At 66.4% G+C, this 24,754-nt stretch carries 22 protein-coding genes and 1 pseudogene; 19 read left to right on the forward strand and 4 right to left on the reverse strand.

The window, feature by feature from the left end; translation table 11 throughout:
* The first annotated feature begins 673 nt into the window (after positions 1 to 673).
* Entirely contained in the window at positions 674 to 3,904 is a 3,231-nt protein-coding gene (locus tag QW868_RS14615; RefSeq protein WP_316230816.1) for an Rne/Rng family ribonuclease, read from the forward strand.
* Positions 3,905 to 3,976: 72 nt separating this feature from the next.
* On the opposite strand, the pseudogene QW868_RS14620 reads toward QW868_RS14615, so the two are convergent.
* A pseudogene (locus QW868_RS14620) lies at positions 3,977 to 4,164 on the reverse strand (cation:dicarboxylate symporter family transporter); the annotation flags it as partial.
* Between the two features lie 12 nt (positions 4,165 to 4,176).
* Entirely contained in the window at positions 4,177 to 5,376 is a 1,200-nt protein-coding gene (locus tag QW868_RS14625; protein WP_315755614.1) for a pyridoxal phosphate-dependent aminotransferase, read from the reverse strand.
* A gap of 152 nt (positions 5,377 to 5,528) precedes the next feature.
* Here QW868_RS14625 and QW868_RS14630 point away from each other — a divergent pair, with 152 nt between their 5' ends.
* Entirely contained in the window at positions 5,529 to 6,923 is a 1,395-nt protein-coding gene (locus tag QW868_RS14630) for a M48 family metalloprotease (RefSeq protein WP_315737779.1), read from the forward strand.
* A 128-nt stretch (positions 6,924 to 7,051) separates the two neighbouring features.
* Positions 7,052 to 7,816 (forward strand): DsbA family protein, encoded by a 765-nt coding sequence (locus QW868_RS14635; RefSeq protein WP_315737778.1) that lies wholly within the window; start codon positions 7,052 to 7,054, stop codon positions 7,814 to 7,816.
* A gap of 122 nt (positions 7,817 to 7,938) precedes the next feature.
* Here QW868_RS14635 and QW868_RS14640 read toward each other — a convergent pair whose 3' ends face one another.
* Positions 7,939 to 8,610 (reverse strand): GntR family transcriptional regulator, encoded by a 672-nt coding sequence (locus tag QW868_RS14640; RefSeq protein ID WP_315737777.1) that lies wholly within the window; start codon positions 8,608 to 8,610, stop codon positions 7,939 to 7,941.
* Between the two features lie 203 nt (positions 8,611 to 8,813).
* On the opposite strand from QW868_RS14640, the gene tcuA reads away from it, so the two are divergent.
* The 10 genes from tcuA (at position 8,814) to aat (ending at position 18,790) form a co-directional block, all read left to right on the forward strand.
* Entirely contained in the window at positions 8,814 to 10,229 is a 1,416-nt protein-coding gene (gene tcuA / locus QW868_RS14645; protein WP_316230817.1) for an FAD-dependent tricarballylate dehydrogenase TcuA, read from the forward strand.
* Positions 10,216 to 11,313, forward strand: a complete 1,098-nt coding sequence (gene tcuB / locus QW868_RS14650) for a tricarballylate utilization 4Fe-4S protein TcuB (RefSeq protein ID WP_316230818.1) — start codon at positions 10,216 to 10,218, stop codon at positions 11,311 to 11,313. Before tcuA ends, tcuB begins: the two co-directional genes overlap by 14 nt.
* A 186-nt stretch (positions 11,314 to 11,499) precedes the next feature.
* Complete coding sequence (locus QW868_RS14655; RefSeq protein ID WP_315737774.1) at positions 11,500 to 12,162, forward strand: DUF1236 domain-containing protein; 663 nt, start codon at positions 11,500 to 11,502, stop codon at positions 12,160 to 12,162.
* Between the two features lie 277 nt (positions 12,163 to 12,439).
* Positions 12,440 to 12,919: a type II 3-dehydroquinate dehydratase gene (gene aroQ / locus QW868_RS14660; protein WP_315755619.1), complete on the forward strand. Its 480-nt coding sequence runs from the start codon at positions 12,440 to 12,442 to the stop codon at positions 12,917 to 12,919.
* A 51-nt stretch (positions 12,920 to 12,970) separates the two neighbouring features.
* Positions 12,971 to 13,456: an acetyl-CoA carboxylase biotin carboxyl carrier protein gene (accB, locus tag QW868_RS14665; protein WP_315737772.1), complete on the forward strand. Its 486-nt coding sequence runs from the start codon at positions 12,971 to 12,973 to the stop codon at positions 13,454 to 13,456.
* A gap of 90 nt (positions 13,457 to 13,546) precedes the next feature.
* A complete protein-coding gene (gene accC, locus QW868_RS14670; RefSeq protein ID WP_315737771.1) occupies positions 13,547 to 14,896 on the forward strand; it encodes an acetyl-CoA carboxylase biotin carboxylase subunit in 1,350 nt (449 codons plus the stop codon).
* 114 nt (positions 14,897 to 15,010) lie between these two features.
* Complete coding sequence (locus QW868_RS14675; protein ID WP_315811120.1) at positions 15,011 to 16,531, forward strand: sensor histidine kinase; 1,521 nt, start codon at positions 15,011 to 15,013, stop codon at positions 16,529 to 16,531.
* Positions 16,528 to 16,965 (forward strand): response regulator, encoded by a 438-nt coding sequence (locus QW868_RS14680; protein WP_315737769.1) that lies wholly within the window; start codon positions 16,528 to 16,530, stop codon positions 16,963 to 16,965. Before QW868_RS14675 ends, QW868_RS14680 begins: the two co-directional genes overlap by 4 nt.
* Entirely contained in the window at positions 16,962 to 18,050 is a 1,089-nt protein-coding gene (locus tag QW868_RS14685; RefSeq protein WP_315737768.1) for a sensor histidine kinase, read from the forward strand. The genes QW868_RS14680 and QW868_RS14685 overlap by 4 nt, the downstream gene beginning before the upstream one ends.
* Before the next feature lie 59 nt (positions 18,051 to 18,109).
* Positions 18,110 to 18,790 (forward strand): leucyl/phenylalanyl-tRNA--protein transferase, encoded by a 681-nt coding sequence (gene aat / locus QW868_RS14690; protein ID WP_316230819.1) that lies wholly within the window; start codon positions 18,110 to 18,112, stop codon positions 18,788 to 18,790.
* A gap of 6 nt (positions 18,791 to 18,796) precedes the next feature.
* Here aat and QW868_RS14695 read toward each other — a convergent pair whose 3' ends face one another.
* On the reverse strand, positions 18,797 to 19,777 hold the full coding sequence (locus QW868_RS14695) for a DUF2155 domain-containing protein (RefSeq protein ID WP_316230820.1): 981 nt from the start codon (positions 19,775 to 19,777) through the stop codon (positions 18,797 to 18,799).
* 213 nt (positions 19,778 to 19,990) lie between these two features.
* Here QW868_RS14695 and QW868_RS14700 point away from each other — a divergent pair, with 213 nt between their 5' ends.
* From QW868_RS14700 to QW868_RS14725, 6 genes are all read left to right on the forward strand, one after another.
* Positions 19,991 to 20,764, forward strand: a complete 774-nt coding sequence (locus tag QW868_RS14700) for an SDR family oxidoreductase (RefSeq protein ID WP_316159872.1) — start codon at positions 19,991 to 19,993, stop codon at positions 20,762 to 20,764.
* A 28-nt stretch (positions 20,765 to 20,792) separates the two neighbouring features.
* Positions 20,793 to 21,755, forward strand: coding sequence for an alpha/beta hydrolase (locus tag QW868_RS14705; RefSeq protein ID WP_316230821.1), 963 nt, complete (start codon positions 20,793 to 20,795; stop codon positions 21,753 to 21,755).
* A 182-nt stretch (positions 21,756 to 21,937) separates the two neighbouring features.
* A complete protein-coding gene (locus tag QW868_RS14710) occupies positions 21,938 to 22,294 on the forward strand; it encodes a cupin domain-containing protein (RefSeq protein ID WP_315798562.1) in 357 nt (118 codons plus the stop codon).
* Positions 22,295 to 22,372: 78 nt separating this feature from the next.
* Positions 22,373 to 22,702, forward strand: a complete 330-nt coding sequence (locus QW868_RS14715) for a hypothetical protein (protein WP_316230822.1) — start codon at positions 22,373 to 22,375, stop codon at positions 22,700 to 22,702.
* A gap of 191 nt (positions 22,703 to 22,893) precedes the next feature.
* Positions 22,894 to 24,060 (forward strand): amino acid aminotransferase, encoded by a 1,167-nt coding sequence (locus QW868_RS14720; protein ID WP_315737762.1) that lies wholly within the window; start codon positions 22,894 to 22,896, stop codon positions 24,058 to 24,060.
* A gap of 25 nt (positions 24,061 to 24,085) precedes the next feature.
* Complete coding sequence (locus tag QW868_RS14725; protein ID WP_315755632.1) at positions 24,086 to 24,697, forward strand: YitT family protein; 612 nt, start codon at positions 24,086 to 24,088, stop codon at positions 24,695 to 24,697.
* The last annotated feature ends 57 nt before the right edge of the window (positions 24,698 to 24,754 follow it).

Raw genomic sequence — 24,754 nt, forward strand, 5'->3', positions numbered from 1 at the left:
GTTAAAGGCCACCGATTGTTGCGGTTCCGCGACGCTTCGCTTGCGCGACCTGACCATTCCTCGTATGTACGAAGGGCTGAAGGCTAATCCTTACTGCCGGTTGTGTCGCGTTCAACCTCCCGGTGAAACGCCGGAAGCTTCGTGATCGGGGTGCTCGGTATCGGGTCCTCGATCGTGGCGGAGATTCCAGCGCCTTTCCGACGCTCCACCAAAGCCTGCGCGATCCCGCGCGGCCGCAACGGAGAGCCGGTCACGAGCCGAGTGGCGCCTGTCAGGCGCCTCCTCGCAGAGACCGCCCGGGCACCAGGTCAGACACGGTATAGCCTGATACCGCACCCGTGACAGGGTGGGTATTCGATCCAGGCAAGCGTTTCGGCGCAATCTGGCCTTCGGCAACAGAGCAAGGCGGCACCCGCTGCCGCCCACGTATTCCAGACGGGCCGACGCTTGATGCGCCAGACTGAGTTGCCAACCATGACCAGCGGACGATCCGCGCCGATGCGGGGCCAGACCCCTGCCCGGCCAATCGCCCCGCCGGCATCAGGGTTGGCGCGGCGCGACCAGCTGCGTTTAGGCCTTCCCCTCACCCCCGAATCAGGTGGACCGTCGCGTCATCCGACAGCGCGCCACGCGCTCGCGGCCAATCGCGCCCGTCGCCTCCAAGAGTTCCAATATGCCCAACAAGATGTTGATCGATGCTACCCACCCGGAAGAGACCCGGGTCGTTGTCGTCCGCGGCAACCGCGTCGAGGAATTTGATTTCGAAACGGCCCAACGCAAGCAGCTCCGCGGCAACATCTACCTGGCCAAGGTTACCCGCGTTGAGCCCTCGCTGCAGGCCGCCTTCGTCGAGTATGGCGGCAACCGCCACGGCTTCCTGGCCTTCAGCGAAATCCATCCGGACTATTATCAGATCCCGGTCGCCGACCGGCAGGCTCTGATCGAGGCCGAGGAGCGCGCGCATCGCGAAGCCGAAGAGGAAAGCGAGAACCGCTCCAATCGCCGCCGCAACCGGCACCGCAGTTCGCGACGCCGCGGCAGCGGCGAACGGGTTCAGAGCGAGATCGTCGAGGCCGCCGAGGCAGGCCTCCCTGCCCAGACCCAAGGGCATGAGGCCGACCACGAGGCGCATGAGCACCACGCCTATGCGCAGGACGACGATCGGCCGCACGCCGACGCGACCGATCCCAGCGAGGCGCAGGGCTTCTCCGAGGGCCCGGTCAAGGCCCAGGGTCAGGACGCGCCGGGCGAAGCTCACCACGGTGCAGCCGACGAATCGCGCGACCAGGCCGACGAGCCGCACGATGCCGTCGCCGCGCAGGACCGTGTGGCGGCTGCCGAACAGCCCGCCGGCGAAGCCGCGGACACCGCGGTCGCGCAGAACGGCGACGCGACCTCTGCCGAGGCGGCCAGCCCCGCTGTCGCCGCGGAAGAGCACGACGAAGAACATGACCATGCAAGCCATGATCATGACGAGCATGGTCATGACGAACATGACCATGACGACCATGACCATCACGATCACGACGAACATGATCACCACGATGACGGCGCGCCCGTAGCCGAGCATGACGGCAACGGCGTCACGATCGTGCCGGGCGACGACAACGGCGCTGAATCGGGGTCCGGCGACCACGAGGACGACGAGGACGACGGCGAGGAGATCGAGGAAGAGCTCGTCGAATCCGTCGGCGGCGATGACGTGCTGGAAGAAGTGCCTGAGCGCACCTTCCGCCCGCGCCGCCAGTACAAGATCCAGGAGGTCATCAAGCGCCGCCAGGTGATGCTGGTGCAGGTCGTGAAGGAGGAGCGTGGCAACAAGGGCGCGGCGCTGACGACCTATCTGTCGCTGGCCGGCCGCTACGCCGTGCTGATGCCGAACACGGCGCGCGGTGGCGGCATCAGCCGCAAGATCACCTCGGCGCAGGACCGCTCGCGGCTGAAGGAAGTGGTGCAGGACCTCGACGTGCCCGAGGGCATGGGCGTCATCCTGCGCACCGCCGGCGCCAACCGCACCAAGCCCGAGATCAAGCGCGACTTCGAATATCTGCTGCGGCTGTGGGAAACGGTCCGCGACATGACCCTGAAGTCGCAGGCCCCGACCCTGGTCTACGAGGAAGGCTCGCTGATCAAGCGCTCGCTGCGCGACCTCTATAACAAGGAGATCGACGAGATCCTGGTGGCCGGCGAAGCCGGCTACCGCGAGGCGCACGACTTCATGAAGATGCTGATGCCGACCAACGTCCGGGCGGTGAAGCAGTATCGCGACGGCCAGCCGCTGTTCTCGCGCATGGGCGTCGAAAGCCAGCTCGACGCGATGTTCTCGCCGACCGTCCAGCTGCGTTCGGGCGGCTATATCGTGCTCAACCAGACCGAGGCGCTGGTCTCGATCGACGTGAACTCCGGCCGCGCTACGCGCGAGCATCACATCGAGGACACCGCGCTCAAGACCAATATGGAGGCCGCCGAGGAAGTGGCGCGCCAGCTCCGGCTGCGCGACCTCGCCGGGCTGATCGTCATCGACTTCATCGACATGGACGAGAAGCGCAACAACCGCTCCGTCGAGCGCAAGCTGTCCGACTGCTTGCGGCAGGATCGCGCGCGCATCCAGGTCGGCCGCATCTCGCATTTCGGTCTGCTGGAGATGTCGCGCCAGCGCATCCGCGCCAGCGTGCTGGAAAGCTCGACCGAGCCGTGCGCGCATTGCGGCGGCACCGGCCACGTGCGCTCGGTATCCTCGGTGGCGCTGCAGCTCTTGCGCAGCCTCGAAGAGACGCTGATGAAGGGCGCGACCCACAACCTCGTGGTCCGCACCCGCACCGAGGTGGCGCTCTACGTGCTCAACCACAAGCGCGGCCATTTGCGCGACCTTGAGAACAGCTTCAAGGTGTCGCTCGCGGTCATCGCCGATCCGACTGTGAGCGGCCAGCAATCCTTCATCATCGATCGCGGCGAGCAGGTGCATACGCTGGAGGCCGCCAAGGCGCTGCTCGCGGCGCAGGCCTCCGCGCCGCCGCTGGTGGCCGAGGAAGTCTTCGACGACGAGGAGACGTTCGACATCGAGACGGAATCCGAGGTCGAGACCGAGGAGACCGAAGGCCTGTCCGAGGATGCGGCCGACGGCAGCGCTGCCGAAGGCGAGCGGGACGGCGCGCGCCGCAAGCGGCGACGGCGCCGGCGCGGCCGCGGCGGCGAGACCCGCGAGGGCACGCTGCCTGAAGGAACGGCCGGACTGCAGCCCGCAGAGCCGGGCCTTGCCGCCGAGCAGTCAGCCGAGGACTCCGACGGCGAAGACGACGAGTCGGAGGAACAGCCTGCGTTCGCCCAAGGCGAGCAGACGGATCAGCCTGGCGGCGAGCGGCGTCCGCGCCGGCGTGGACGCCGCGGCGGTCGCCGTCGGCGCGGTGGCGCGGAAGAAGGTCTCGCCGCGTCAATCGGCGACGAGCTCGCGCCGGCTTCGGCATCGGAGGCAGAAGCCGCCGTGGCCGATTTCGACGGCAATGGCGCTTCCCGCCACGACGAGGAAGAACCGGCCGAACCCGCGGCGCCGGTCCATGCGGCGGCCGCAGCCGAGGCCGATGAGCCCATCGCTGACGCCTCCGTGCCCGTGCCCCAGGCTGCTCCTCGACAACCCGAAGTGCAGCAGACCGAGGCTCCGAAGACGGAATCCGAGAAGACCCCGCGCCGTTCGACGGTTCGCGAGAAGGTCAGCTTCCTCACCGAGCCCAGGCCCGAGAGCGCGGTTTCGGCCGTCAACGTCGCCGAGAGCAGCGCGCCCGCTCCGGCTGTCGACGTCGCTGCGTCCGAGCCGGTTGCCACCGAGCCGGCGGCCACCGATTCCTCGTCCCCTGCGGCCCCGCGCCGGGCCGGCTGGTGGTCCCGCCGTTTCGGTGGCGGGCAGTAAGCCCCCCGCTTTCCGACGCTTCAATGCAAAGCGCCCGGCCAGATGGCCGGGCGTTTTCATATGACGTTCTTCCATGGCCCCGAATGCGCCGACCGGCGCCGACTTCATGACGATGGCGATGACGCCGAACACCGCATGCGCCGTATCGTCGATCACGTCCCGCGGCCGCTGACCGCGCTCGCCGCGCGCCATCAGCGCGAAGCCGAACGGGATCGCGAAAGCAGCACCTGCAGGATGTCGCCGCGCGCCAGGGCGCCGACGTCCTGCCCGCCCTACGCGAGCCAGCGGGCGATCCGGGAGACGGCCTCGCGCATGTCCTCGGCCGAACGCGCATAGGAAAAGCGCACGAAGCTGCGGCCGTGGATCGGATCGAAGTCGACGCCGGGCGTGGCCGCAACATGGGTCTCCTCCAGCATCCGCTTGGCGAAGTCGAAGCTGTCGGAGGTGAAGTCGGACACGTCGGCATAGAGGTAGAACGCGCCGTCGGCGGGCAGAAAGCGGGTCAGGCCGGCCTTCGGGAAACCCTCGATCAGGATGCGGCGGTTCTCCTGATAACCGTGCTTGATCGCCTCCATTTCGGTCCGGCCGTCGAACGCCGCTTCCGCAGCGATCTGCGACAGGGTCGGAACCGAAATCGCGAGGTTCTGCTGCAGACGCTCGATCGGCCGCGCCAGCGCATCCGGCACCACCATCCAACCGATGCGCCAGCCGGTCATGCAGAAGTACTTCGAGAACGAGTTGATGATCAGGGCCTCGCTCGACAGCTCCGCCGCCGTCACCGCCGGAAACGCGTAGTCCAGACCGTGATAGATCTCGTCGGAGATGAAGCGGATGCCCGCATCGCGTGCGGCTGCGATGACGCCGCCCAGCGCCTCACGCGACATCATGGTGCCGGTCGGATTGGCGGGACTTGCCACCAGCACGCCCTTCAGCGGCGTCTTGCGGTGAACGGCAAGCAGCGCCTCGCCGGTCAGGGCGTGACGGTTCTCCGCCGTGGTCTCGATCAGCACCGGCTCGCAGCCCAGCGCCGTCAGGATGTGGCGATAGGGCGGATAGCCAGGCACGGTCACGGCCACGCGATCGCCGGGCTCGAACATCGCCAGGAACGCGAGGATGAATCCGGCCGAGGATCCCGTCGTGATCACGATCCGCGCCGGATCGATCTCGCAAGCGTGCGTCTCGCGATAGTGCCGCGCGATTCGCTGTCGCAGCGACAGCAGGCCGAGCGCCGAGGTGTAATCGATGCGTGCCTGATCGAGCGCAGCGTGCGCGGCCGCGATGGCCGCTCGCGGCGCAGGCGCCGCAGGTTGGCCGACCTCCATGTGGATGACATGTCCGCCGCCCGCCTCGATCCGCTCGGCCGCAGCCATCACGTCCATCACCATGAACGGCGGAACATTGCTGCGCGCGGACGGCGCCGTCAGGTTGGCGATCCGCTGTTCCAATGTCGGTATCACTGTCGCATCCACCATCGATATCTGCTATTGACCCCGGCTGTTCGGACCCGCTCCGTGAACCGGTCGAGGTCAGCCCATGGGCCTCATTCGCCGCAGATGAGCCGCATTCCGCCGTTTGGTGGGCAATAGCCCGTCTCGAGCCTCGCGCCAATTGCAAAGATCGCCTGATGTCGCTCCGTATCGTGCTTCGCAAGAAACTGTCCGGCGGGCTTGCCGCGGTCGTCGCTGCGGCCGTGACGCTGGCGCCGCTCGCGCCTGCGTCGGCGCAGCAAGGCAAGGGACCGCCGATCCTGCGCGACACCGAGACCGAGGTGCTGCTGCGTGAATATACGCGGCCGATCCTGCGCGTCGCCGGACTCGAAAGGCAGAACATCCAGATGGTCATCATCAACGATGCGTCCTTCAACGCGTTCGTTGCCGACGGCCGCCGCATCTTCGTCAATTACGGCGCGATCCTTCAGTCGGAAAATCCGAACCAGCTGATCGGCGTTCTCGCGCACGAGACCGGCCATCTCGCCGGCGGCCATCTCGCCAAGCTGCGCCAGCAGCTCGCCACCGCCCAGACCCAGATGATCATCGCCACCATTCTCGGCGCCGGCGCCCTCGCCGTCGGCGCGCGCGGCGGCGGCAGCGGCCTCGCCAATGCCGGCGCCGCGACGCTGTCCGCGCCGGGCGAGGTCATCCGCCGCTCGCTGTTGTCGTATCAGCGCCAGCAGGAGGAGAACGCCGACCGTGCGGGGGTGAAATTCCTCACTGCGGCAGCGCAATCGCCGAAGGGCATGTACGAGACGTTCAAGCGCTTCACCAATGAGAGCCTGTTCGCCGCGCGTGGCGCCGACCCCTATCTGCAATCACATCCGATGCCGGCCGATCGCGTCGAGGCGCTCGAGGGCCTTGCGCGCCAGAGCCCCTATTGGGACAAGAAGGACGACCCCGCGCTGCAGCTCCGCCACGACATGGTCCGGGCCAAGATCTCGGCCTTCATGGAACGGCCGGACACGGTGGCACGGCGATATCCCTTGTCGGACACCAGCCTGCCCGCCCGCTACGCCAGGGCAATCTCCACCTACCTGCATGGCGACCTGCGCAGCGCCCTGAGCCAGATCGACGCCCTGATCCAGGTGCAACCCAACAACGCCTATTTCTACGAGGTCCGTGGCCAGGCCCTGCTGGAGGGCGGCCGTCCCACTGAGGCGATCGCCCCGCTGCGCAAGGCGGTGCACCTGTCCAATAACGCTCCGCTCATCGAGATGTTACTTGGTCAGGCCTTGGTGGCATCCGAGAACAAAGCCTACACTGACGAGGCGATCTCGATCCTGCGCGCGGCAGTCGCGCGCGAATCCGAGGCACCGCTCGGCTATTCCCAGCTCGCGATGGCCTATGGCCGCAAGGGCGACTATGCGGAGGCGGATCTCGCCTCGGCGCAGGCCGCCTTCCTGCGTGGCGACAACAAGACGGCGCGCGAGCTTGCCTCGCGTGCGAAAACCCGCTTCGCGGTAGGGTCGCCGGGCTGGGTCAAGGCCGACGACATCGTCACGGCAAAGCCGCTTTCCGGCCAGTAATGTGTCGGACAGCGGGGGTTGGCGCCCGTTGAAGTTTTGAATTACTGCTATCATCCGATCCAGAATATCAAGATACCGATCACGACCATCGACAAGGACCCGATCATTTGACCCAGAGGACCTCCTTCATGCCGTCAGTCCGCACGCTCATTCCCGCGATGTTGTTCGCGCTTTCGCTCTGCGGCGTGCCTCAGCTCGCGTCGGCGGAGAGCTTCTCCGACAGCCAGCGTGGCGAGATCGAGACCATCGTCCGAAACTACCTGATCGCGCATCCCGAGGTGCTCGAAGAGGCGATGGCCGAGCTGCAGAAGCGCCAGACGGCGGCCGAGGCGGCCAAGCACGAGGCCAGCATCAGCAAGAACGCCGAAACCATCTTCAACTCGCCGCGCGGTGTCGTGCTCGGCAACAAGGATGGCGACGTCACCTTCGTCGAGTTCTTCGATTACAATTGCGGCTACTGCAAGCGCGCGATGGCCGACATGATGGACCTGATGAAGAGCGACCCGAAGCTGAAGGTCGTGCTCAAGGAATTTCCGGTGCTGAGCCAGGGCTCGGTCGAGGCCGCGCAGGTCGCGGTTGCCGTTCGGATGCAGGCCCCGCAGAAATATCTCGACTTCCACCAGAAGCTGCTGGGCGGCCGCGGCCAGGCCGACAAGGCCCACGCGCTCGCGGTGGCCAAGGAACTCGGCCTCGACATGGCCCGCGTCGAGAAGGACATGGCGAGCCCCGAGGCCAAGGCGACGATCGAGGAGAACTTCAAGCTCGCCGAGGAGATGGGCATGAACGGCACGCCGAGCTACGTGATCGGCAAGCAGGTCGTGATCGGCGCCGTCGGCGTCGAGGGCCTGCGCGAGAAGATCAGCACGGCCCGCTGCGGCAAGGCGAGCTGCTGAGCATATCTGTCAAAGCGTCTCGCCATCACGAGATCAATCAAAGGCCGGCTGTATCAGCCGGCCTTCTGCTTTTGCCGTGAGCCGGTGAAGAAGCAAGAGACCGGTGGCGCCGCCGCCCTCGCCTATCCCGTCAGCTTCATTCCGAGCCGGGTTCGAAGTGCCTCGCGGATGTGGCCGCGTGCAATCGCCTCGGCCCGATCGGGATCGCGGATCGCGATCGCCTCGATCAGCTCACCATGCTCGGCCGCGGCCGTTGCCGGACGTCCTTCGGCCGCAAACGTTGTGGTTCCCAGCAGCGCTGTCGCCACATGCATGTCCTCGAGGGCGGCATCGAGATAGCGGTTGCGCGCGGCGCGCTGGATCGCACCGTGCATCAGCCGATTCAGCCGCGCGAGCTCGACGGCGTCGCCCTCCCCGCTGACGAAGCGCGCATGAATGTCGCGCAGCGCCGCGATCTCGGCCGGCACGGCATACTGCGCGGCGAGCCGGGCCGCGGCGCCTTCGAGAATCTCCCGCATCGCGTACAGCTCGAGGATTTCATTCTCGTCGAGACTTCGCACGATCAGGCCGCGGCCACCAGCCGGCTGCACCCACCCCTTGGCCACCAGCTTGCCGAAGGCCTCACGGACCGGCGTGCGGCTGACGTTCAGCTTCTGGGCGACCTCATCCTCACGCAGTCGATCGCCGGAGCGATAGAGGCCGTTCTCCAGCGCATGGCACAGCGCACGAAATACCGCTTCGCCGAGAGAGACGTTGTCACGATCGATGGTGAGCGATGGCGATTCCGAGGACATGGGGTCACTGTCTCACAACCTTGTTCCGAACAACAGCATCTCTTGCATGTACTCGTATACAATAGTATACGAACACATGCTTCCGCAGCCGGCACTTCAGCACCGTCCATTGTCGCTAGGCCGACGGCTGCCATGCCGATGGCGTGGCTGTGCGGACGCACGCCGATCCAGGGCCTGCCGCCTTGCGTTCGCAAGGGCCTGCGATGACTGATCAGAGCGATATCGTCGACCATCCCGTGACCTACGACGTCGTCGTGGCCGGCGGCGGCAACGCGGCCCTCTGCGCCGCCATTGCGGCACGGCGCGCCGGGGCCTCGGTCATCGTGCTGGAGGCCGCCTCGAAGTTCTATCGCGGCGGCAATACGCGCCACACCCGCAACATGCGCTGCGCCCATGACGCGGCGACCGCGACGTTGAGCGGCCCCTACACCGAGGACGAGTTCTGGGACGATCTCCTGCGCGTCACCGAAGGCCAGACCAACGAGCAACTGGCGCGGCTGATGATCCGCGAATCCAAGGACATGCTCGACTGGATCGTCGAACAGGGCGTGCGCTTCCAGCCCTCGCTCGGCGGAACGCTGAGCTTAGGACGGACCAACTCGTTCTTCCTGGGCGGCGGCCGGGCCATGCTCAATGCGCTGTATCTCACCGCCGAGCTCCTCGGCGTCGACGTGCGCTACGAGGCCGAGGTGGTGGGGCTGGAGATGGACGACGGCCGCTTCCGCGCGGCGATCGTGCAGCACGGCAACGGCAGGATGCGCATCGGCGGCAAGGCGCTGGTGGCGGCCGCGGGCGGCTTCGAATCCAACATCGACAAGCTGGTCGAGGGCTGGGGCGAGATCGCCCGCAACTTCCTGATCCGCGGCACGCCCAACAATCGCGGCACGGTGCTCGACATGCTGCTCGGCGCCGGCGTCGACAGTATCGGCGACCCCACCCAATGCCATGCGGTGGCGATCGATGCGCGGGCGCCCAAATATGACGGCGGCATCATCACGCGGCTCGACTGCGTCGTGTTCGGCATCGTCGTCAACAACAACGCTGAGCGATTCTACGACGAAGGCGAGGACGTCTGGCCGAAGCGTTACGCCATCTGGGGCCGCCTGGTCGCGACCCAGCCGAACCAGATTGCCTACATCATCTTCGACGCGAAATCGGCGAACCTGTTCATGCCATCGCTTTACCCCGCGATCGAGGCGGCCAGCATCACCGAGCTCGCCGGCAAGCTCGACCTCGATCCCGACAAGCTGACCACCACCGTCGCGCAATTCAACGCATCGGTGCGCGCCGGCAGCTTCAATCCCGACATCCTGGACGATTGTCGCACCGAGAACTTGGCGCCGCCCAAATCGCATTGGGCGCGCCGTCTCGATTCAGCGCCCTTCTACGCCTATCCGGTCCGGCCCGGCATCACCTTCACCTACCTCGGCGTGCGCGTCGATCAAGCGGCAAGGATGATGATGAAGGCCGGCGGGCCAGCCGACAACATGTACGCCGCCGGCGAGATCATGGCCGGCAACGTGCTCGGCCGCGGCTATGCTGCGGGCATCGGCATGACGATCGGCAGCGTGTTCGGCCGCATCGCGGGCCGGGGAGCAGCGACACATGCAGCGCAGTGAGGCGTTGACCGAGGCGGATCGGCTGATGACGATCTGCAATTCCTGCCGCTATTGCGAGGGCCTCTGCGCCGTGTTTCCGGCGATGGAGATGCGCCGCGCCTTCACCGGCGGCGACCTCAACTATCTCGCCAATCTCTGCCATGCCTGCGGCGCCTGCTACGTCGACTGCCAATTCTCGCCGCCGCACGAATTCGACGTTCGCGTCCCGTCCGTTCTGGCCCGGGTGCGGCACGAGAGCTACGCCGACTATGCCTGGCCGCCCGCGCTGGCGCCGCTGTTCAGGCGCAACGGCCTTGCCATATCGCTCATCGCGGTCATCAGCATGGCCGCGTTCGTCCTCGGCTTCGTGGCCTTCAACGATCCCGCCGCGCTGTTTGCAAGCCGGCACGGCCCGGGATCGTTCTACGCGCTCATGCCTCACAACACGATGGCGCTGTTGTTCGGCGCCGCCTTCCTGTGGGCCATCATCGCCATCATCATGGGCGCTCGGGCCTTCTGGAATGACATCGGCGAGCCGAGCTCGACCCTGACGCGCTCACGTCCACTGCTGCGCGCCGTTCGCGACGCAGGCAGCCTGCGCTATCTCGATGGCGGCGGCGTCGGCTGCTACAACGAGGATGAGCGGCCGCGCGACACCCGGCGGTTCTATCACCATCTGACGTTCTGGGGCTTCGTGCTCTGCTTCGCATCGACCAGCGTCGCGACGCTCTATCACTATCTTCTGCACCGCGAGGCGCCCTATCCGTTGTGGGATCTACCCGTCGTGCTCGGCACGCTCGGCGGAATAGGCATCGTGGTCGGTCCGCTCGGACTCTACGCCGCCAAGCGCAGGCGTGAGCCGGCGATGATGGACGGCGGCAGCCGCGGCATGGATGTCGCGTTCTTGGCGATGCTCGTCCTCACCGGCGCGACCGGACTCGCTCTCCTCGTGCTTCGCGAGACCAGCACGATGGGCGTGCTGCTCGCGGTCCATCTCGGTGCGGTGTTCGCGATCTTCATCACGATGCCCTATGGCAAGTTCGTGCACGGCCTCTATCGATTCTTGGCGCTCCTCCGCTACGCGCGCGAACGTCACGGCGCGTAGCTCGTGCGAGGTCGCCATCAACGCGCAACTGATCGCCGTCGTCGTCATGCAGCATTCATGACCCTGAGCATCCGTTCATAAAGTTGCGATCTGCGACATTTTTCCGGAACGATCGGAGACGCACGGAACGACTCCTACCTCCTGCCGTTGTCGGCGCGGGCAGTGCCAATACGAGGAGGATAGAGGATGACCAATCGCTTGATGGTATCAGTTGCTGCAATCGCGCTCCTGGCGGGTGCAGGTTTTGCTCATGCGCAGAGCGCCGGCGGTGCGGGCGGGGCAGTTGGACAGTCCGGCGGCATGAACGCGCCCGGCGGCACGATGCATCGCGACAGCGCCTCGCCTGCGGCCGGCGGCGCGTCCGACATGCGCTCCAGCCAGTCGGATCAGAAGTCTGGTGCGACCAAGGGCCAGCGCGCCGAGGAAGGCATGAAGGGTCCGACTGCCAAGGGCGCGACCTCCGAGAGCGACAAGGCGGGCTCCAAGAGCATGAAGGCCGAGAGCCGCGACAGCAAGAGCGGCACCAGCACGAACGCCGAAACCAAGACCGGCAGCGACCGGTCGCAGACCACCACCGGACTGGCCGGCGCCGGCGCCAAGCTCACGACCGAGCAGCGCACCAAGATCACCAGCGTGATCCGCAACCAGCGCGTCGAGCCGGTGACCAACGTGAACTTCAACATCGCGGTCGGCACCCGGGTTCCGCGCGACGTTCACTTCCACCGGCTCCCGGCCGAAGTCGTGACGATCTATCCGGAATGGCGCGGATATGACTTCATCCTGGTTCGTGAGCAGATCATCGTAATCGATCCTCGCACGCACGAGATCGTCGCAGTTCTCGACGCCTGATCCCGACCAGGCAGGCGATGAGGACATGGGGCGGGCAGTAATGCCCGCCCCATTCTATTGCGCAAATCTATTGCACAAAGAGCACGCAAGGGCGATCACACGCAGCCCGTGTAGCCCGGTGGACAAACCTGGTTAATCAGCGATTTCGCACACTTAAGACGGTTTTTTCGTGTGACGGACCAAGCCTCGAACGGCCGGCCTGGCTGCCGAAAGGCTTCCCCTTGGCGGCTTTGTTACCTATAACGCCGCCCACTGCCGCCACACCGCCGGGATGGGAATGGCCGACGCCGCTCACAACACGATCTATGTCCTCAACGGACCCAACCTCAACCTGTTGGGCACCCGCGAGCCGGAGACCTATGGCCACGCCACCCTCGCCGACGTGGAACGGCTCTGCGTCGAGACGGCTGCCCGCTTCGGCCTGGTGGCGGAGTGCCGGCAGTCCAACCATGAGGGCGTGCTGGTCGACTCCATCCATGAGGCCCGCAGCCGCGGTGTGGTCGGAATCATCCTCAATGCCGGCGCCTACTCTCATACCTCCATTGCCCTGCATGACGCGCTGATGGGGGTGAAGATCCCCACCGTTGAAGTGCACATCAGCAACATCCACGCTCGCGAGAGCTTTCGGCACCATTCTTTCACCGCGAAGGCGGCGTTTGCCTCGATCTGCGGCTTCGGCATCGACGGCTACCGGCTCGCGATCACTGGCCTCGCCGCCAAGATCGGCGCCAAAGCCGATACGCAGACCGACATCTAGCGCAAGCCTGACGTCACAGTCCTCACGCCACCCAACGTTCCGGATCAGATCATGGCGCCCCAGCCCGACGACAAGACCATCGCGAAATCCGAAGACAGCCAGCTCATTCGCGAGCTCGCAGCGCTGCTGGATGAGACCAGCCTGACCGAGATCGAGCTGGAGCGTGCCGGCCTTCGCATCCGCGTTGCCCGCAACGTGACCGTTGCGGCGGCCGTCCATTCGTCCATCGGAGCGGTCGCCGCTGGCGTTCCCCTGGTCGCAGCTGCGACGGCGGCAGCCGCCGGCGCGGACTTGTCCAAACATCCCGGCGTGGTGCCCTCGCCCATGGTCGGCACCGCCTATTGGGCGCCCGAGCCCGGCGCCAAGCCGTTCGTCGAGGTCGGCTCCAAGGTGTCGGTCGGTCAGACCCTGATGATCATCGAGGCGATGAAGACGATGAACCAGATTCCGTCACCGCGCGCCGGGACGGTGACGCAGATCCTGGTCGAGGACGGCCAGCCCGTTGAGTTCGGCGAGCCGCTGGTGATCATTGAATAATTGCGAGTAGCGAATGGCGAATAGCGAATAGCCGTCCGTTCCCTATTCGCTACTCCCTATTCGCTACTCGCCACTCGCGCCCGAGGCACCATGTTCGACAAGATCCTCATCGCCAATCGCGGCGAAATCGCCCTTCGCATCCTCAGGGCCTGCAAGGAGCTCGGCATCTCCACCGTCGCGGTGCATTCCACCGCCGACGCCGATGCCATGCATGTCCGCCTCGCCGACGAAAGCGTGTGCATCGGCCCGCCGCCGTCGAAGGACAGCTATCTCAACATCCCCGCGCTGCTCGCCGCCTGTGAGATCACCGGCGCCGACGCCGTGCATCCCGGCTACGGCTTCCTCTCGGAGAACGCGCGCTTCGCCGAGATCCTCGCCGACCACAACCTGCACTTCATCGGACCCAAGGCGGAACACATCCGCCTGATGGGCGACAAGATCGAGGCCAAGAAGACCGCCAAGCGGCTGGGCATTCCGGTCGTTCCCGGCTCCGACGGTGCGGTGACGCCCGACCAGGACGCTATGGCGATCGCCAAGGAGATCGGCTTTCCGGTGCTGGTCAAGGCGGCCGCCGGCGGCGGCGGCCGCGGCATGAAGGTCGCCCACACCGAGGCGGACCTGCAACTGGCGCTGACCACCGCGGCCAACGAGGCCAAATCCGCGTTCGGCGACGCTTCGGTCTATCTCGAGAAGTATCTGCAGAAGCCCCGCCACATCGAGATCCAGGTGCTCGGCGATGGCCGCGGCGGCGCGATCCATCTCGGCGAGCGCGACTGCTCGCTGCAGCGGCGCCACCAGAAGGTCTGGGAGGAAGGCCCCTCGCCGGTGCTCGACCCGGCCAGCCGCGCCAAGATCGGCGAGACAGTCGCCAAGGCGATGCAGGAGCTGAAATATATCGGCGTCGGCACCGTCGAATTCCTCTATGAGGACGGCGAGTTCTACTTCATCGAGATGAACACCCGCATCCAGGTCGAGCATCCCGTCACCGAGATGATCACCGGCATCGACCTCGTGCTGGAGCAGATCCGCATCGCGGCCGGCGGCGACCTGCCGATGACGCAGGATCAGGTCGTCATCAACGGCCACTCCATCGAGTGCCGCGTCAATGCGGAAAATCCCGTCACCTTCCGGCCCTCGCCGGGCAAGATCCTGCAGTACCACCCGCCGGGCGGCCTCGGCGTCCGCATCGATTCGGCGGTCTATCAGGGCTACGTGATCCCGCCCTATTACGACTCGCTGGTCGGCAAGCTGATCGTCCACGGCAAGACCCGGGTCGAGTGCCTGATGCGGCTGCGGCGGGCGCTGGACGAGATGGTCGTCGACGGCATCGAGACCACCCTGCCGCTGTTCCGGGCGTTGGTGCGCGAGCCCGCCATCATCGATGGCGACTACCACATCCACTGGCTCGAGCAGTATCTCGCCGGCCAGAACGCGGACTGAGCAGCACCTGAAGAATCCCGCGGCCCGGCGGGAACTCTTCGGTCTGCACGACGTTCTGCTCTGTCGGCGGTTCCGCTGAGGGGGCAGGTATTTCAATCGGCATGCGAGTGAGCGGTGGCGCCTGAGATCAGACAGAGGCGCACGCTAGGACAAATCCTGCTGTTGTCGGCGGGATTCCTGGTGCTGGTCGTCGTCAGCACGGCCTCGGTGCTGCTGGTCAACAAGGCCCGCAGAGACAGCGCCTGGGTGGTGCACACCATCGAGGCGGAGAACCAGATCAATGCGCTGCTGCTCGAGGTCCGCCGCGCCGAGAGCGGCGCCCGCGCCTACCTGCTGACCCAGGGCCCGGATTTTCTCAGAGATCACGAAGCCGCCGTTGCCGCGATCCGGCCCGTGCTCGACAAGCTTGCGACGCTCCTCGCCGACAACCAGGCTCAGGTGGCGAACCTCGCCAGATTGCGCAGCATCATCGAGACCCGATTGGCGCAATTCGACCGGGAGAAGGCTCTCGTCGCGTCCGGCGATCTTCCCAGTGCGGTGGCCCTGGTGCGCGATGCCGCATCGATCGACAGCAGCACGACCATGCGTACCACCGCCGAGGCGATGCGCACCGAGGAGGAACGCCTGCTGGCGGTGCGAACCACCAATGCCGACGAAAGCCAGCAGCTCGCGACCATCGTCACTGTCGCCGGTTCGGCGCTGGTCGTCCTGCTCGCCGTCATCTCGCTGCTCCTTGTGCGCCGCTCGACCAGCGCCCGCGACGAGGCCGAGGCCAAGCTGCGCGAGAGCAACCTCAACCTCGAAGCCACCGTCGACGAGCGCACCGCGGACCTGCGCGAGGCCAATGAGGAGATCCAGCGCTTCGCCTACATCGTGAGCCACGATCTGCGCTCGCCGCTGGTCAACATCATGGGCTTCACCAGCGAGCTCGACGAGCTGCGCAGCGACATCTTCCGGCGCATCGCGGCGCTCGCGCGCGCGGTGTCGGACGCGCCGCCGCCCGCCGAAGGCACCGAGCCGGAGCTGGAAGGCGCCGACAAGCAACTCTCGGAGGATTTCACCGAGGCGCTGGGCTTCATCAAGTCCTCGATCGCAAAAATGGACCGGCTCATCACCGCCATCCTCAATTTGACCCGCGAAGGCCGCCGCGAGTTCGTGCCGGTGCGCATCGACACCCGCGAGCTGATCGAGGGCATCGTCTCGACGCTCGCGCATCAGGCTGCGGAAACCAACACCACCATCCGCGTGGAGCCGCTGCCCGCCATCGTCAGCGACCGCCTTGCGCTGGAGCAGATCTTCTCCAACCTGATCGACAACGCGATCAAATATCTGAAGCCCGGCGTTGCCGGCGACATCGCCATTCGCGCCCGCACCAAACTCGGTTTCGCCATCTTCGAGATCACGGACAATGGCCGGGGGATTGATCCCAGGGATCACCAACGTATCTTTGATCTGTTCCGCCGCGCCGGGACCCAGGACCGTCCGGGTCAGGGGATCGGATTGGCGCATGTCCGTGCGCTGGTGCGCCGGCTCGGCGGAACCATGTCGGTCGCGTCGGAGCTCGACCAGGGCAGCACGTTCACCATCACGCTCCCGATCAACTGGAACGCCTCAACTCGGAACTCAGACCGATGACCATGCCCGTGACGATCATCATGATCGAGGACGACGAAGGCCACGCCCGCCTGATCGAGCGCAACATCCGCCGCTCGGGAGTCAACAACGAGATCAAGCCGTTCACCAACGGTACAGATGCCGTGAAGTATCTGCTGGGTGCTGACGGCACCGGCCTCGATCACAAGGGGCAAGCATTGCTGATCCTGCTGGACCTGAACCTGCCGGACATGACCGGCATCGACATCCTCAAGATGGTCAAGCAGAACAGCTTCCTGAAGAGCGCGCCCGTGGTCATCCTGACCACGACCGACGACTCGCAGGAGATCAAGCGCTGCTACGAGCTCGGCTGCAACGTCTACATCACCAAGCCGGTCAACTACGAAAGCTTCGCCAACGCCATTCGCCAGCTCGGTCTGTTCTTCTCCGTCATCCAGGTTCCGCCCGCCGCATGAGCTCCGCCGCCCCCACGCTGCTCTACATCGACGACGACGCGGCGCTGGCGCGGCTGGTCGAGCGCGGGCTCAAGCGATTGGGCTTCACGGTGGAACACGCCGCCGACGGCAGCTCGGGCTTGCAGCGGCTGGAGCGCGGCGGGATCGACGTCGTTGCGCTCGACCAGTACATGCCCGGCTTCGACGGGCTCGAGACGCTGGAGCGCATCATGGCGCTGCCCGAACCGCCGCCGGTGGTGTTCGTCACCGCCTCGCAGGATTCCAAGATCGCGGTCACGGCCCTGAAGGCGGGCGCAGCCGACTACCTCGTCAAGGACGTGCAGGGCGAGTTCGTCCCGCTGCTGCAGGTCGCAGCCGAAGGCGCGGTGCGGCAGGCACGGCTGCAGAAGGCCCGCGACGAGGCGGAGGCCGAAGTGCGGGCGTCACGCGACCGCTACGCGGCGCTGGCGGCCGAACGCGAGGTCCTGCTGCGCGAGGTCAATCACCGCGTCGGCAATTCGCTGCAGATCATCGCCTCACTGCTGCATCTTCAGGCCAACTCCAGCACCCAGGACGACGTCAAGGCCGCGCTCACCAATGCGATGGGCCGCGTCGCCGCCGTGGCGCAGGTGCACCGCCGGCTCTACACGTCTCAGGATCTCAAGAGCGTGCTGCTCAACCAGTATCTGGATTCGCTGCTCGACGACCTGCGCCGCTCGGCCGAGGGCAACCGGATGTCGCGGCTGACCCTGAAGGCGGAGCCGGTCGAGATCGACCCGGATCGCGCGGTCGCGATCGGCATCGTCGTCAACGAGCTGGTCATGAACGCGGTCAAATACGCCTACCCCGATGGGCCGGGCCCGATCCATGTCGAGCTGAAGCTTGCAGGCGAGGACATCGTGCTGTCGATTGCCGACGACGGCGTCGGCCTCAACGCAACCAGCGATCCGCGTTCGACCGGAATGGGCCAGCGCATCGTCAGCGCCATGGCGACCAAGCTCGATGCCACCGTCGGCCCCGATCCGAGCCATGCCGGCACCAAGATCGTGGTCCGCTTCCGCCTCGAAAAAGATGCTCCCAAGCCCGCGGCTGCTGGGGTCGGCTGAGCCGACGCAGGCGGCACGCGACCATCGCGCACCCGACGTCGGCCTGCTATGCTGATCCCATGAATACGCGCGACTCTGCAGCGTCCGAGATCACGCCCGAGGTCCTGCTGCGTGCCTATGCCTGCGGCATCTTCCCGATGGCCGAAAGCGCCGACGACCCGACCTTGTTCTGGGTCGAGCCGGAGCTGCGCGGCGTCATTCCGCTCGACGGCTTTCGCGTCGCCTCGCGCCTTGCGCGCACGGTGCGATCGGACACCTTCACCGTGACCGTGAACCAGGCCTTCAAGGCGGTGATGGATGGCTGTGCCGAGCCGCAGCCCGGCCGCGAGGACACCTGGATCAACAAGCGTATCCGCGAGCTCTACAGCGGCCTCCACGCGCTCGGCCATTGCCACAGCGTCGAATGCTGGCAGGATGGCGAGCTTGTGGGCGGCCTCTACGGCGTCAGCCTGGGCCGCGCCTTCTTCGGCGAGAGCATGTTTCATCGCACCCGCGACGCCTCGAAGGTCGCGCTGGTGCATCTCGTCGCGCGGCTGATCGCCGGCGGCTTCGAGTTGCTCGACACCCAATACGTCACCGAGCACCTCAAGACCTTCGGCGCCGTCGAGATCCCGCGCCGGCGCTACACCGTGCTGCTCGAAAAGGCCCTGAGGGGACCGGCCGCCAATTTCGCCAGGCTGGCGGTTGATCGGCCGATGCCGGGTACCGAAGCGTTGGCGATCGTCGCCGCGCGCGGCTGAGCCCGGTTATCTGAACACTCCGCCGAACGGTCCGCCCGCCTGGGGCGGCGGCGGCGGTGGCGGCACCTGCTGGGTCTGATATTGCTGCGGCGGCGATGGCGGCCTGGGAGCCGCCTGCCTCTGCTGCGGCGGCCGCTTCTGTGCCGGCTGCGGCGCCGCGGTCGGCTTCTGATCCGGCGCGGCGCTGACGACCGTGGTCTGCGGCTCTTTGCAGTCAACCAGCCAGATGTCGTAGATCGGGTGCTCGACGCCGTGCAGGCCGGGGCTGGCCGCGAACATCCAGCCCGAGAAGATGCGCTTCACCTCGCCCTGCAAGGTGATCTCGTCGACCTGCACGAACGCGTCGGTGTTGGCGGCCTCGGTGGCCGGCCTCGTGTAGCAGGCGTCGGTCTTCACCCGGAGCGCGCCGAACTGCACGGTCTCGCCGATGTCCTCGTCGAAATTGATGATGCGGCCGGTGATCTTGTCGAGCCCGGAGAAGCTCGCCTTCTTGTTCACGATCTTCTGCGCCGGCGGCTCGGTCACGACCTCGTCACCCGGCTGGATGGTGGCCGGCGTCTGCGGCACCGCGCCGTTCGGCGGGATCGCCGCATTCTGGGGGGCGCCGCGTGCCGGTGCCTGCCGCTGACCGGGCGCAGCCTGGCCGGGCGGCGGCACGGCCGCGACCGGGGGATTGTTCTGCGGCAGGATCGTCGTTCCCGGCGGCGGCGCCAGCGGCTGGGATTGGACCGGGCCCGGCAGGGCGGCGCCCTGCCCTGGCGGCGGACGGGTCGGCGCCGGCAGCACCCGACCCTGCGGCAGCTCCGGGACCTCCTCCTCTTCCTCGGGAGGCGGAATCGGCTCGCCACGGCGCGGAATGTTGCCCGGCGGGCGCGGAACGGGATCGGAGAAAATGGTACCGATCTGCGCGCGCGCCGGCACGGACAGCGTGAGGGATGTGGCGGCCAGCAATGCCACGATACCGGTCAGGACGATTGTTCGGTGCATCTCGCGCGGCTTTATCAGGCGAATCGGGGTTCGGGACAATCAAATCGCGTCATGACCCATCCGCCGCTCTCGATCAGCCCTCCCGTTAACATGTCGAATACGGCGGGGGAAGGGCGAGCTGCCAGCGCTCCGCGTGCTGGTCAGCCGGTTCATCCAATGAGATAGTCGTGATCAAGAGCCGGATCGGAACCGGCGTCAAAGGGAAGGAAACCGATGTCTGAATCGATCCGTCTCGACGGCAGGGTGGCCGTCGTTACCGGCGCGGCCGGCGTCATCGGCGCCGCGACCATGCGGCTGCTGGCCGCACGCGGTGCCCGCATCGTCGCGGTGGACCGGCGCGAGGCCGATCTCGCCGCCGCGACGGCCGCCCTGCCCGCAAGCGCCGAGGCGCTCGCCGTGGCCGCCGACGTCACCGACGAGGACCAGGTCGCGGCTTATGTGCGACAAGCGTGCGATCGGTTCGGCACCATCGACGTGTTCTTCAACAACGCCGGCATCGAAGGCGAGATCAAGCCGATCACCGCGTATCCGCTGGAGGCGTTCCGTCGCGTGCTCGACGTCAACGTCGTCGGCGTCTTCCTCGGCCTCAAGCACGTGCTTCCGGTGATGCTGAAGCAGAACCGCGGCTCGATCATCAACACCGCCTCGATCGCCGGCCTGATCGGCTCGCCGCAGATCGCCGTCTACAGCGCCAGCAAGCACGCGGTCATCGGCTTGACCAAGAGCGCGTCCTGGGAGTGCACCGGGACTAATGTGCGTGTGAACTGCATCTGCCCCGGGCTGATCGAGAGCCGCATGCTGAGCGCGATCATCGAAGGGCGCAGCGGCGCCGCGGTTCCGGCCGACAAGGTGGTCGATCGCGTCCCCGCACGCCGACTCGGCCAGGGCGCAGAGGTCGCCTCGATCGTCGCCTTCCTCGCCTCCGACGATGCCAGCTACGTCTCCGGCGCCGCCTACACCGTCGATGGTGGCCGCACCGCCGCTTGACGTCCCCTCAACGCACAGGTCGATTGCAATGCCCGTTCAGCTCGATGCCGATGCCGCCGCCGTCTACAAGGCGTTCCAGGAGGGCGGTCGGCCGGCCTATGAGACGCTGACACCGCAGGAGGCGCGGGACTACTATCTGGCCGCGCGCGTCGTGAGCAATCCCGAGCCGCCCGAGCTTGCGGACGTCAAGGACCTCGCCATCCCTGCCCCGCATGGCGCAATCCCGGCACGGCTCTATCGGCCAAGGGCGGTGCGGCAGACCAACGGTCTTGCGCCGGGATTGGTGTTCTATCACGGCGGCGGCTGGGTGATCGGCAATCTGGATTCGCATGACGTGGTATGCCGCGCGCTGGCGCACGAAGGCGAACTGATCGTGATCTCGGTCGACTACCGCCTCGCGCCCGAGCACAAGTTTCCGGCTGCGGTCGACGACGCCGTCGCGGCCATACGATGGATCGCCGACAATGCCGCCGCGCTCGGCATCGATGCCGCCAGGCTCAGCGTCGGCGGCGATTCCGCCGGCGGCAATCTCGCCGCCGTGGTCGCATTGTCGGCACGCGACGGCCACGGGCCGAAGCTGTCGGGCCAGGTGCTGATCTATCCGGCCACCGACTTTTCGATGGGCCATCCCTCCCACAGCGAGCCCGAGACCAGCGTGCTGCTGACGCATTCGGTGATCCGCTGGTTTCGCGACCATTATCTCAACAGCGTCGCCGACATTCACGATTGGCGTGCCTCGCCGGCGAAGGCGGAAAGCCTGGTGGGGCTACCGCCCGCTTATGTGCTCACCGCCGGCGCCGATCCGCTGCGCGACGAAGGCGACGACTACGCGCGGCGCCTGCGCGAGGCCGGCGTGGCGGTGACCTACCGAACGCATCCCGGCCAGTTCCACGGCTTCTTCACGATGGGCAAGCTGTTGGACCAGGCCAATGTCGCGGCGCGCGACATCGGCGCCTGGCTGAAGCAGCTCGACCGGCCCGGCGGCATCTGAGCGTTACCGCGCTGAGCTCAGAACGCAACGACCCGCGAGTTCGCGGATCGTGCTCACATGCGGCCGAAGTCGTCTCGTGTGAGATCGGCTTGCTCGCGCGCGAGCAGCAGCTACATCTCGTGCAAGCCGGGCGGGACGACTGGACAGCTCACATCTCATTCCTCGCAGCAGGAGACTCCCGCATGAAGACCGTGAACCTCGCCGACAAGCTGAGCCAATTCTCAGGCCATTGGGACCCGCACGTGATCGCGGACTACAACGACAATGACGTGATGGTCGTGAAGTTCATGGGAGAATTCCCGTTCCACAAGCATGACACGACGGATGACTTCTTCCTGGTCCTGGAAGGCGAGATGGAGATGGACATTCAGGGGCAGCCTTCGCGGACGGTGAAGGCCGGCGAGTTGTTCATCGTCCCCAAAGGGGTCGTCCACCGGCCGCGCGCGGCCAAAGAGGTCAAGGTGCTCCTGATCGAACCCAAAGGCGAACCGAACTCCGGCGACTCCGACCGGGTGCCCGCGCCCAAGCCGCGCATCTGACTCGCCAGAAGACGTCAGAGCTTCGGGACTCCGCGAGCTTGAGATATCATCCAGAGCGGACAGGTGAGCAGGATAAACATGGAGCCAACTCTGGAGATTGCGCTGGCTTGGTTCAAGCCCGAAGAGTGGGAGGATATCAGGCGGATCTGCCCAGATCTGCACGACACCTACGAAGAATGGCTGGCCAGCGCTCAGGAGGTCATCGACACGATCGGCAGTCGCCCGGACGAGCGGATCGTGAAAATGATCCTGACCGCGGCCGAGCTTCGGAAATGGCAACGTGCGACCGGGCGCAAAGTCGATGGCAGGGTTCGCTCACAGCTTGCCGCCAGGGGCGCGCGCAAGATCCCCAACGAGCCCCCACAGCCGGCTCCCGAGCCCCGTTCTGGCTCAGAAGGCAGTCGCTGACGCTTGTCGCTCAGTTCGCTCAGGCGGGCCACGGCCAGTTCTGAGGGCGCAGCGGCCGCCCATGCAGCGGACGAAGCGGAGCATCGCCGAAATGTCCGCTGTTTTTGCGCTGCAACCGAGATAGTGTCCCGTCGCCCCCAAGGACGGCTTATGGCCGTCTGGCAGGCCCCTCCTCCGATAGGATCGCCCCGATGTTCGACCGCTTGACCCGCCAGCCCGATGATCCCCTGCTCGCTCTGATCGGCATCTTCAAAGCCGATCCGAGGCCGGACAAGGTCGATCTCGGTGTCGGCGTCTATCGCGACGAGGCCGGCCATTCGCCGATCTTCCGCGCTGTGAAAGCTGCGGAGCGCATCATCTGGGAGAGCCAGGACAGCAAGAGCTATGTGGCGCCGGAAGGCGACCAGCGCTTCCTCGACCTGTTGTGGTCGCTCGTCGGCGGCCCCGCGCCATCGGTCCATGCCGCAGGCGTGCAGACTCCGGGCGGCTCGGGCGCGCTCCGCCTCGCCGCCGATCTGATCCGGCAGGCCGGCACCGGCAAGATCTGGCTCGGCCTGCCGAGCTGGCCCAATCACGCCGGCATCTTCGCCGCGGCGGGGCTCGAGGTCGAGACCTATCCATACTTCGACGTGCCATCGCAGACCCTGCAGCTCGACAGCATGCTCGACGCGCTGCGGCGCGCTCAGCCGGGCGATGCCGTCCTGATCCATGCCTGCTGCCATAACCCGAGCGGCGCTCCCCTCAGCGCCGACGACTGGACGCGGATCACCGCCATGATCACAGCGCGCGGCCTCGTGCCGCTGATCGATTCCGCCTATCAGGGCTTCGGCGCCGGCATCGACGGCGATGCGGCCGGTCTGCGGATGCTGATCGCGGCCGCCCCCGAAGCGCTCGTCGCAGTGTCCTGCTCGAAGTCGTTCGGACTCTATCGTGAGCGCACTGGTGCTCTTTACGCCGTCGCGGCATCGCAGGCGGCGGCCGACACCGCGCGCTCCAATCTCGTCGCGATCGCGCGCACCAGCTATTCGATGCCACCGGACCATGGCTCGGCGATCGTGAAGACCATTCTCGGCAGCCCCGATCTGCGCCGCGACTGGGCCGAGGAGTTGGAGTCGATGCGGCTGCGCCTAGCGACGCTGCGCCGCTCCTTTGCCGAGGCGCTCGGCGGCCGCTGGTCGAACACCGTCGCCATCGGCGTGCAGGAAGGCATGTTCTCGCTGCTGCCACTTACCCCGGCGGAGGTGCTGACCCTGCGTGAGAAGAGCGGCGTCTACATGCCCACCTCGGGCCGCATCAATGTCGCCGGCTTGAAGCTGTCAGACGTGACGCGCGTCGCCGGCCTGTTCAAGTCGCTTTGAGCGAGCGCGGGCGAGGAATGACAGCGTGACCGAGATCGTCCAGGAACGGCACAAGCTCTACGAAGACGCAATGGCCCTGACGCTCGGCACGCTGTTCGTCTCGCTGGGCATGCTCATCTACAGCAAGACGGTGCTGCTGGTCGGCAGCACCGCCGGCCTGTCGTTGCTGCTGAGCTATATCAGCGGCTACGGCTTCGGCTTGAGCTTCTTCCTGCTCAACCTGCCCTTCTACGTGCTGGCCGTGAAGCGCATGGGCTGGCCGTTCACGATCCGCACCTTCCTGGCGGTCGGGCTTGTGGCGCTGTTCTCGCGCCTGACGACGTCCTGGGTGGAGATTGCGTGGATCGAGCCGATCTATGCCACCATCATCGGCGCCGGCCTGACCGGCACAGGGCTGCTGATGCTGTTCCGCCATCGCACGGGTCTCGGCGGCATCAACATCCTGGCGCTGTATCTGCAGGAGCACTGGAAGATCAGGGCCGGCTACTTCCAGCTCGCGGTCGACGTCCTGATCATGATCGCCGCCTTTTTCGTCATCCCCGTGAACCGGCTGGCGCTGTCGATCATCGGCATCGTGATCGTCAACGTCATCATCGCGATCAACCACAAGCCGGGGCGCTACATGGCGCTGAGCTGAGCGGCCGAGCTCCAACCGCAAGGTCGATCTGCGCTCGGATAGCCCCCACCGTGACAC

Source organism: Bradyrhizobium sp. SZCCHNR1051, from assembly GCF_032489615.1.
In the GTDB taxonomy this organism is placed as follows: Bacteria; Pseudomonadota; Alphaproteobacteria; order Rhizobiales; family Xanthobacteraceae; genus Bradyrhizobium.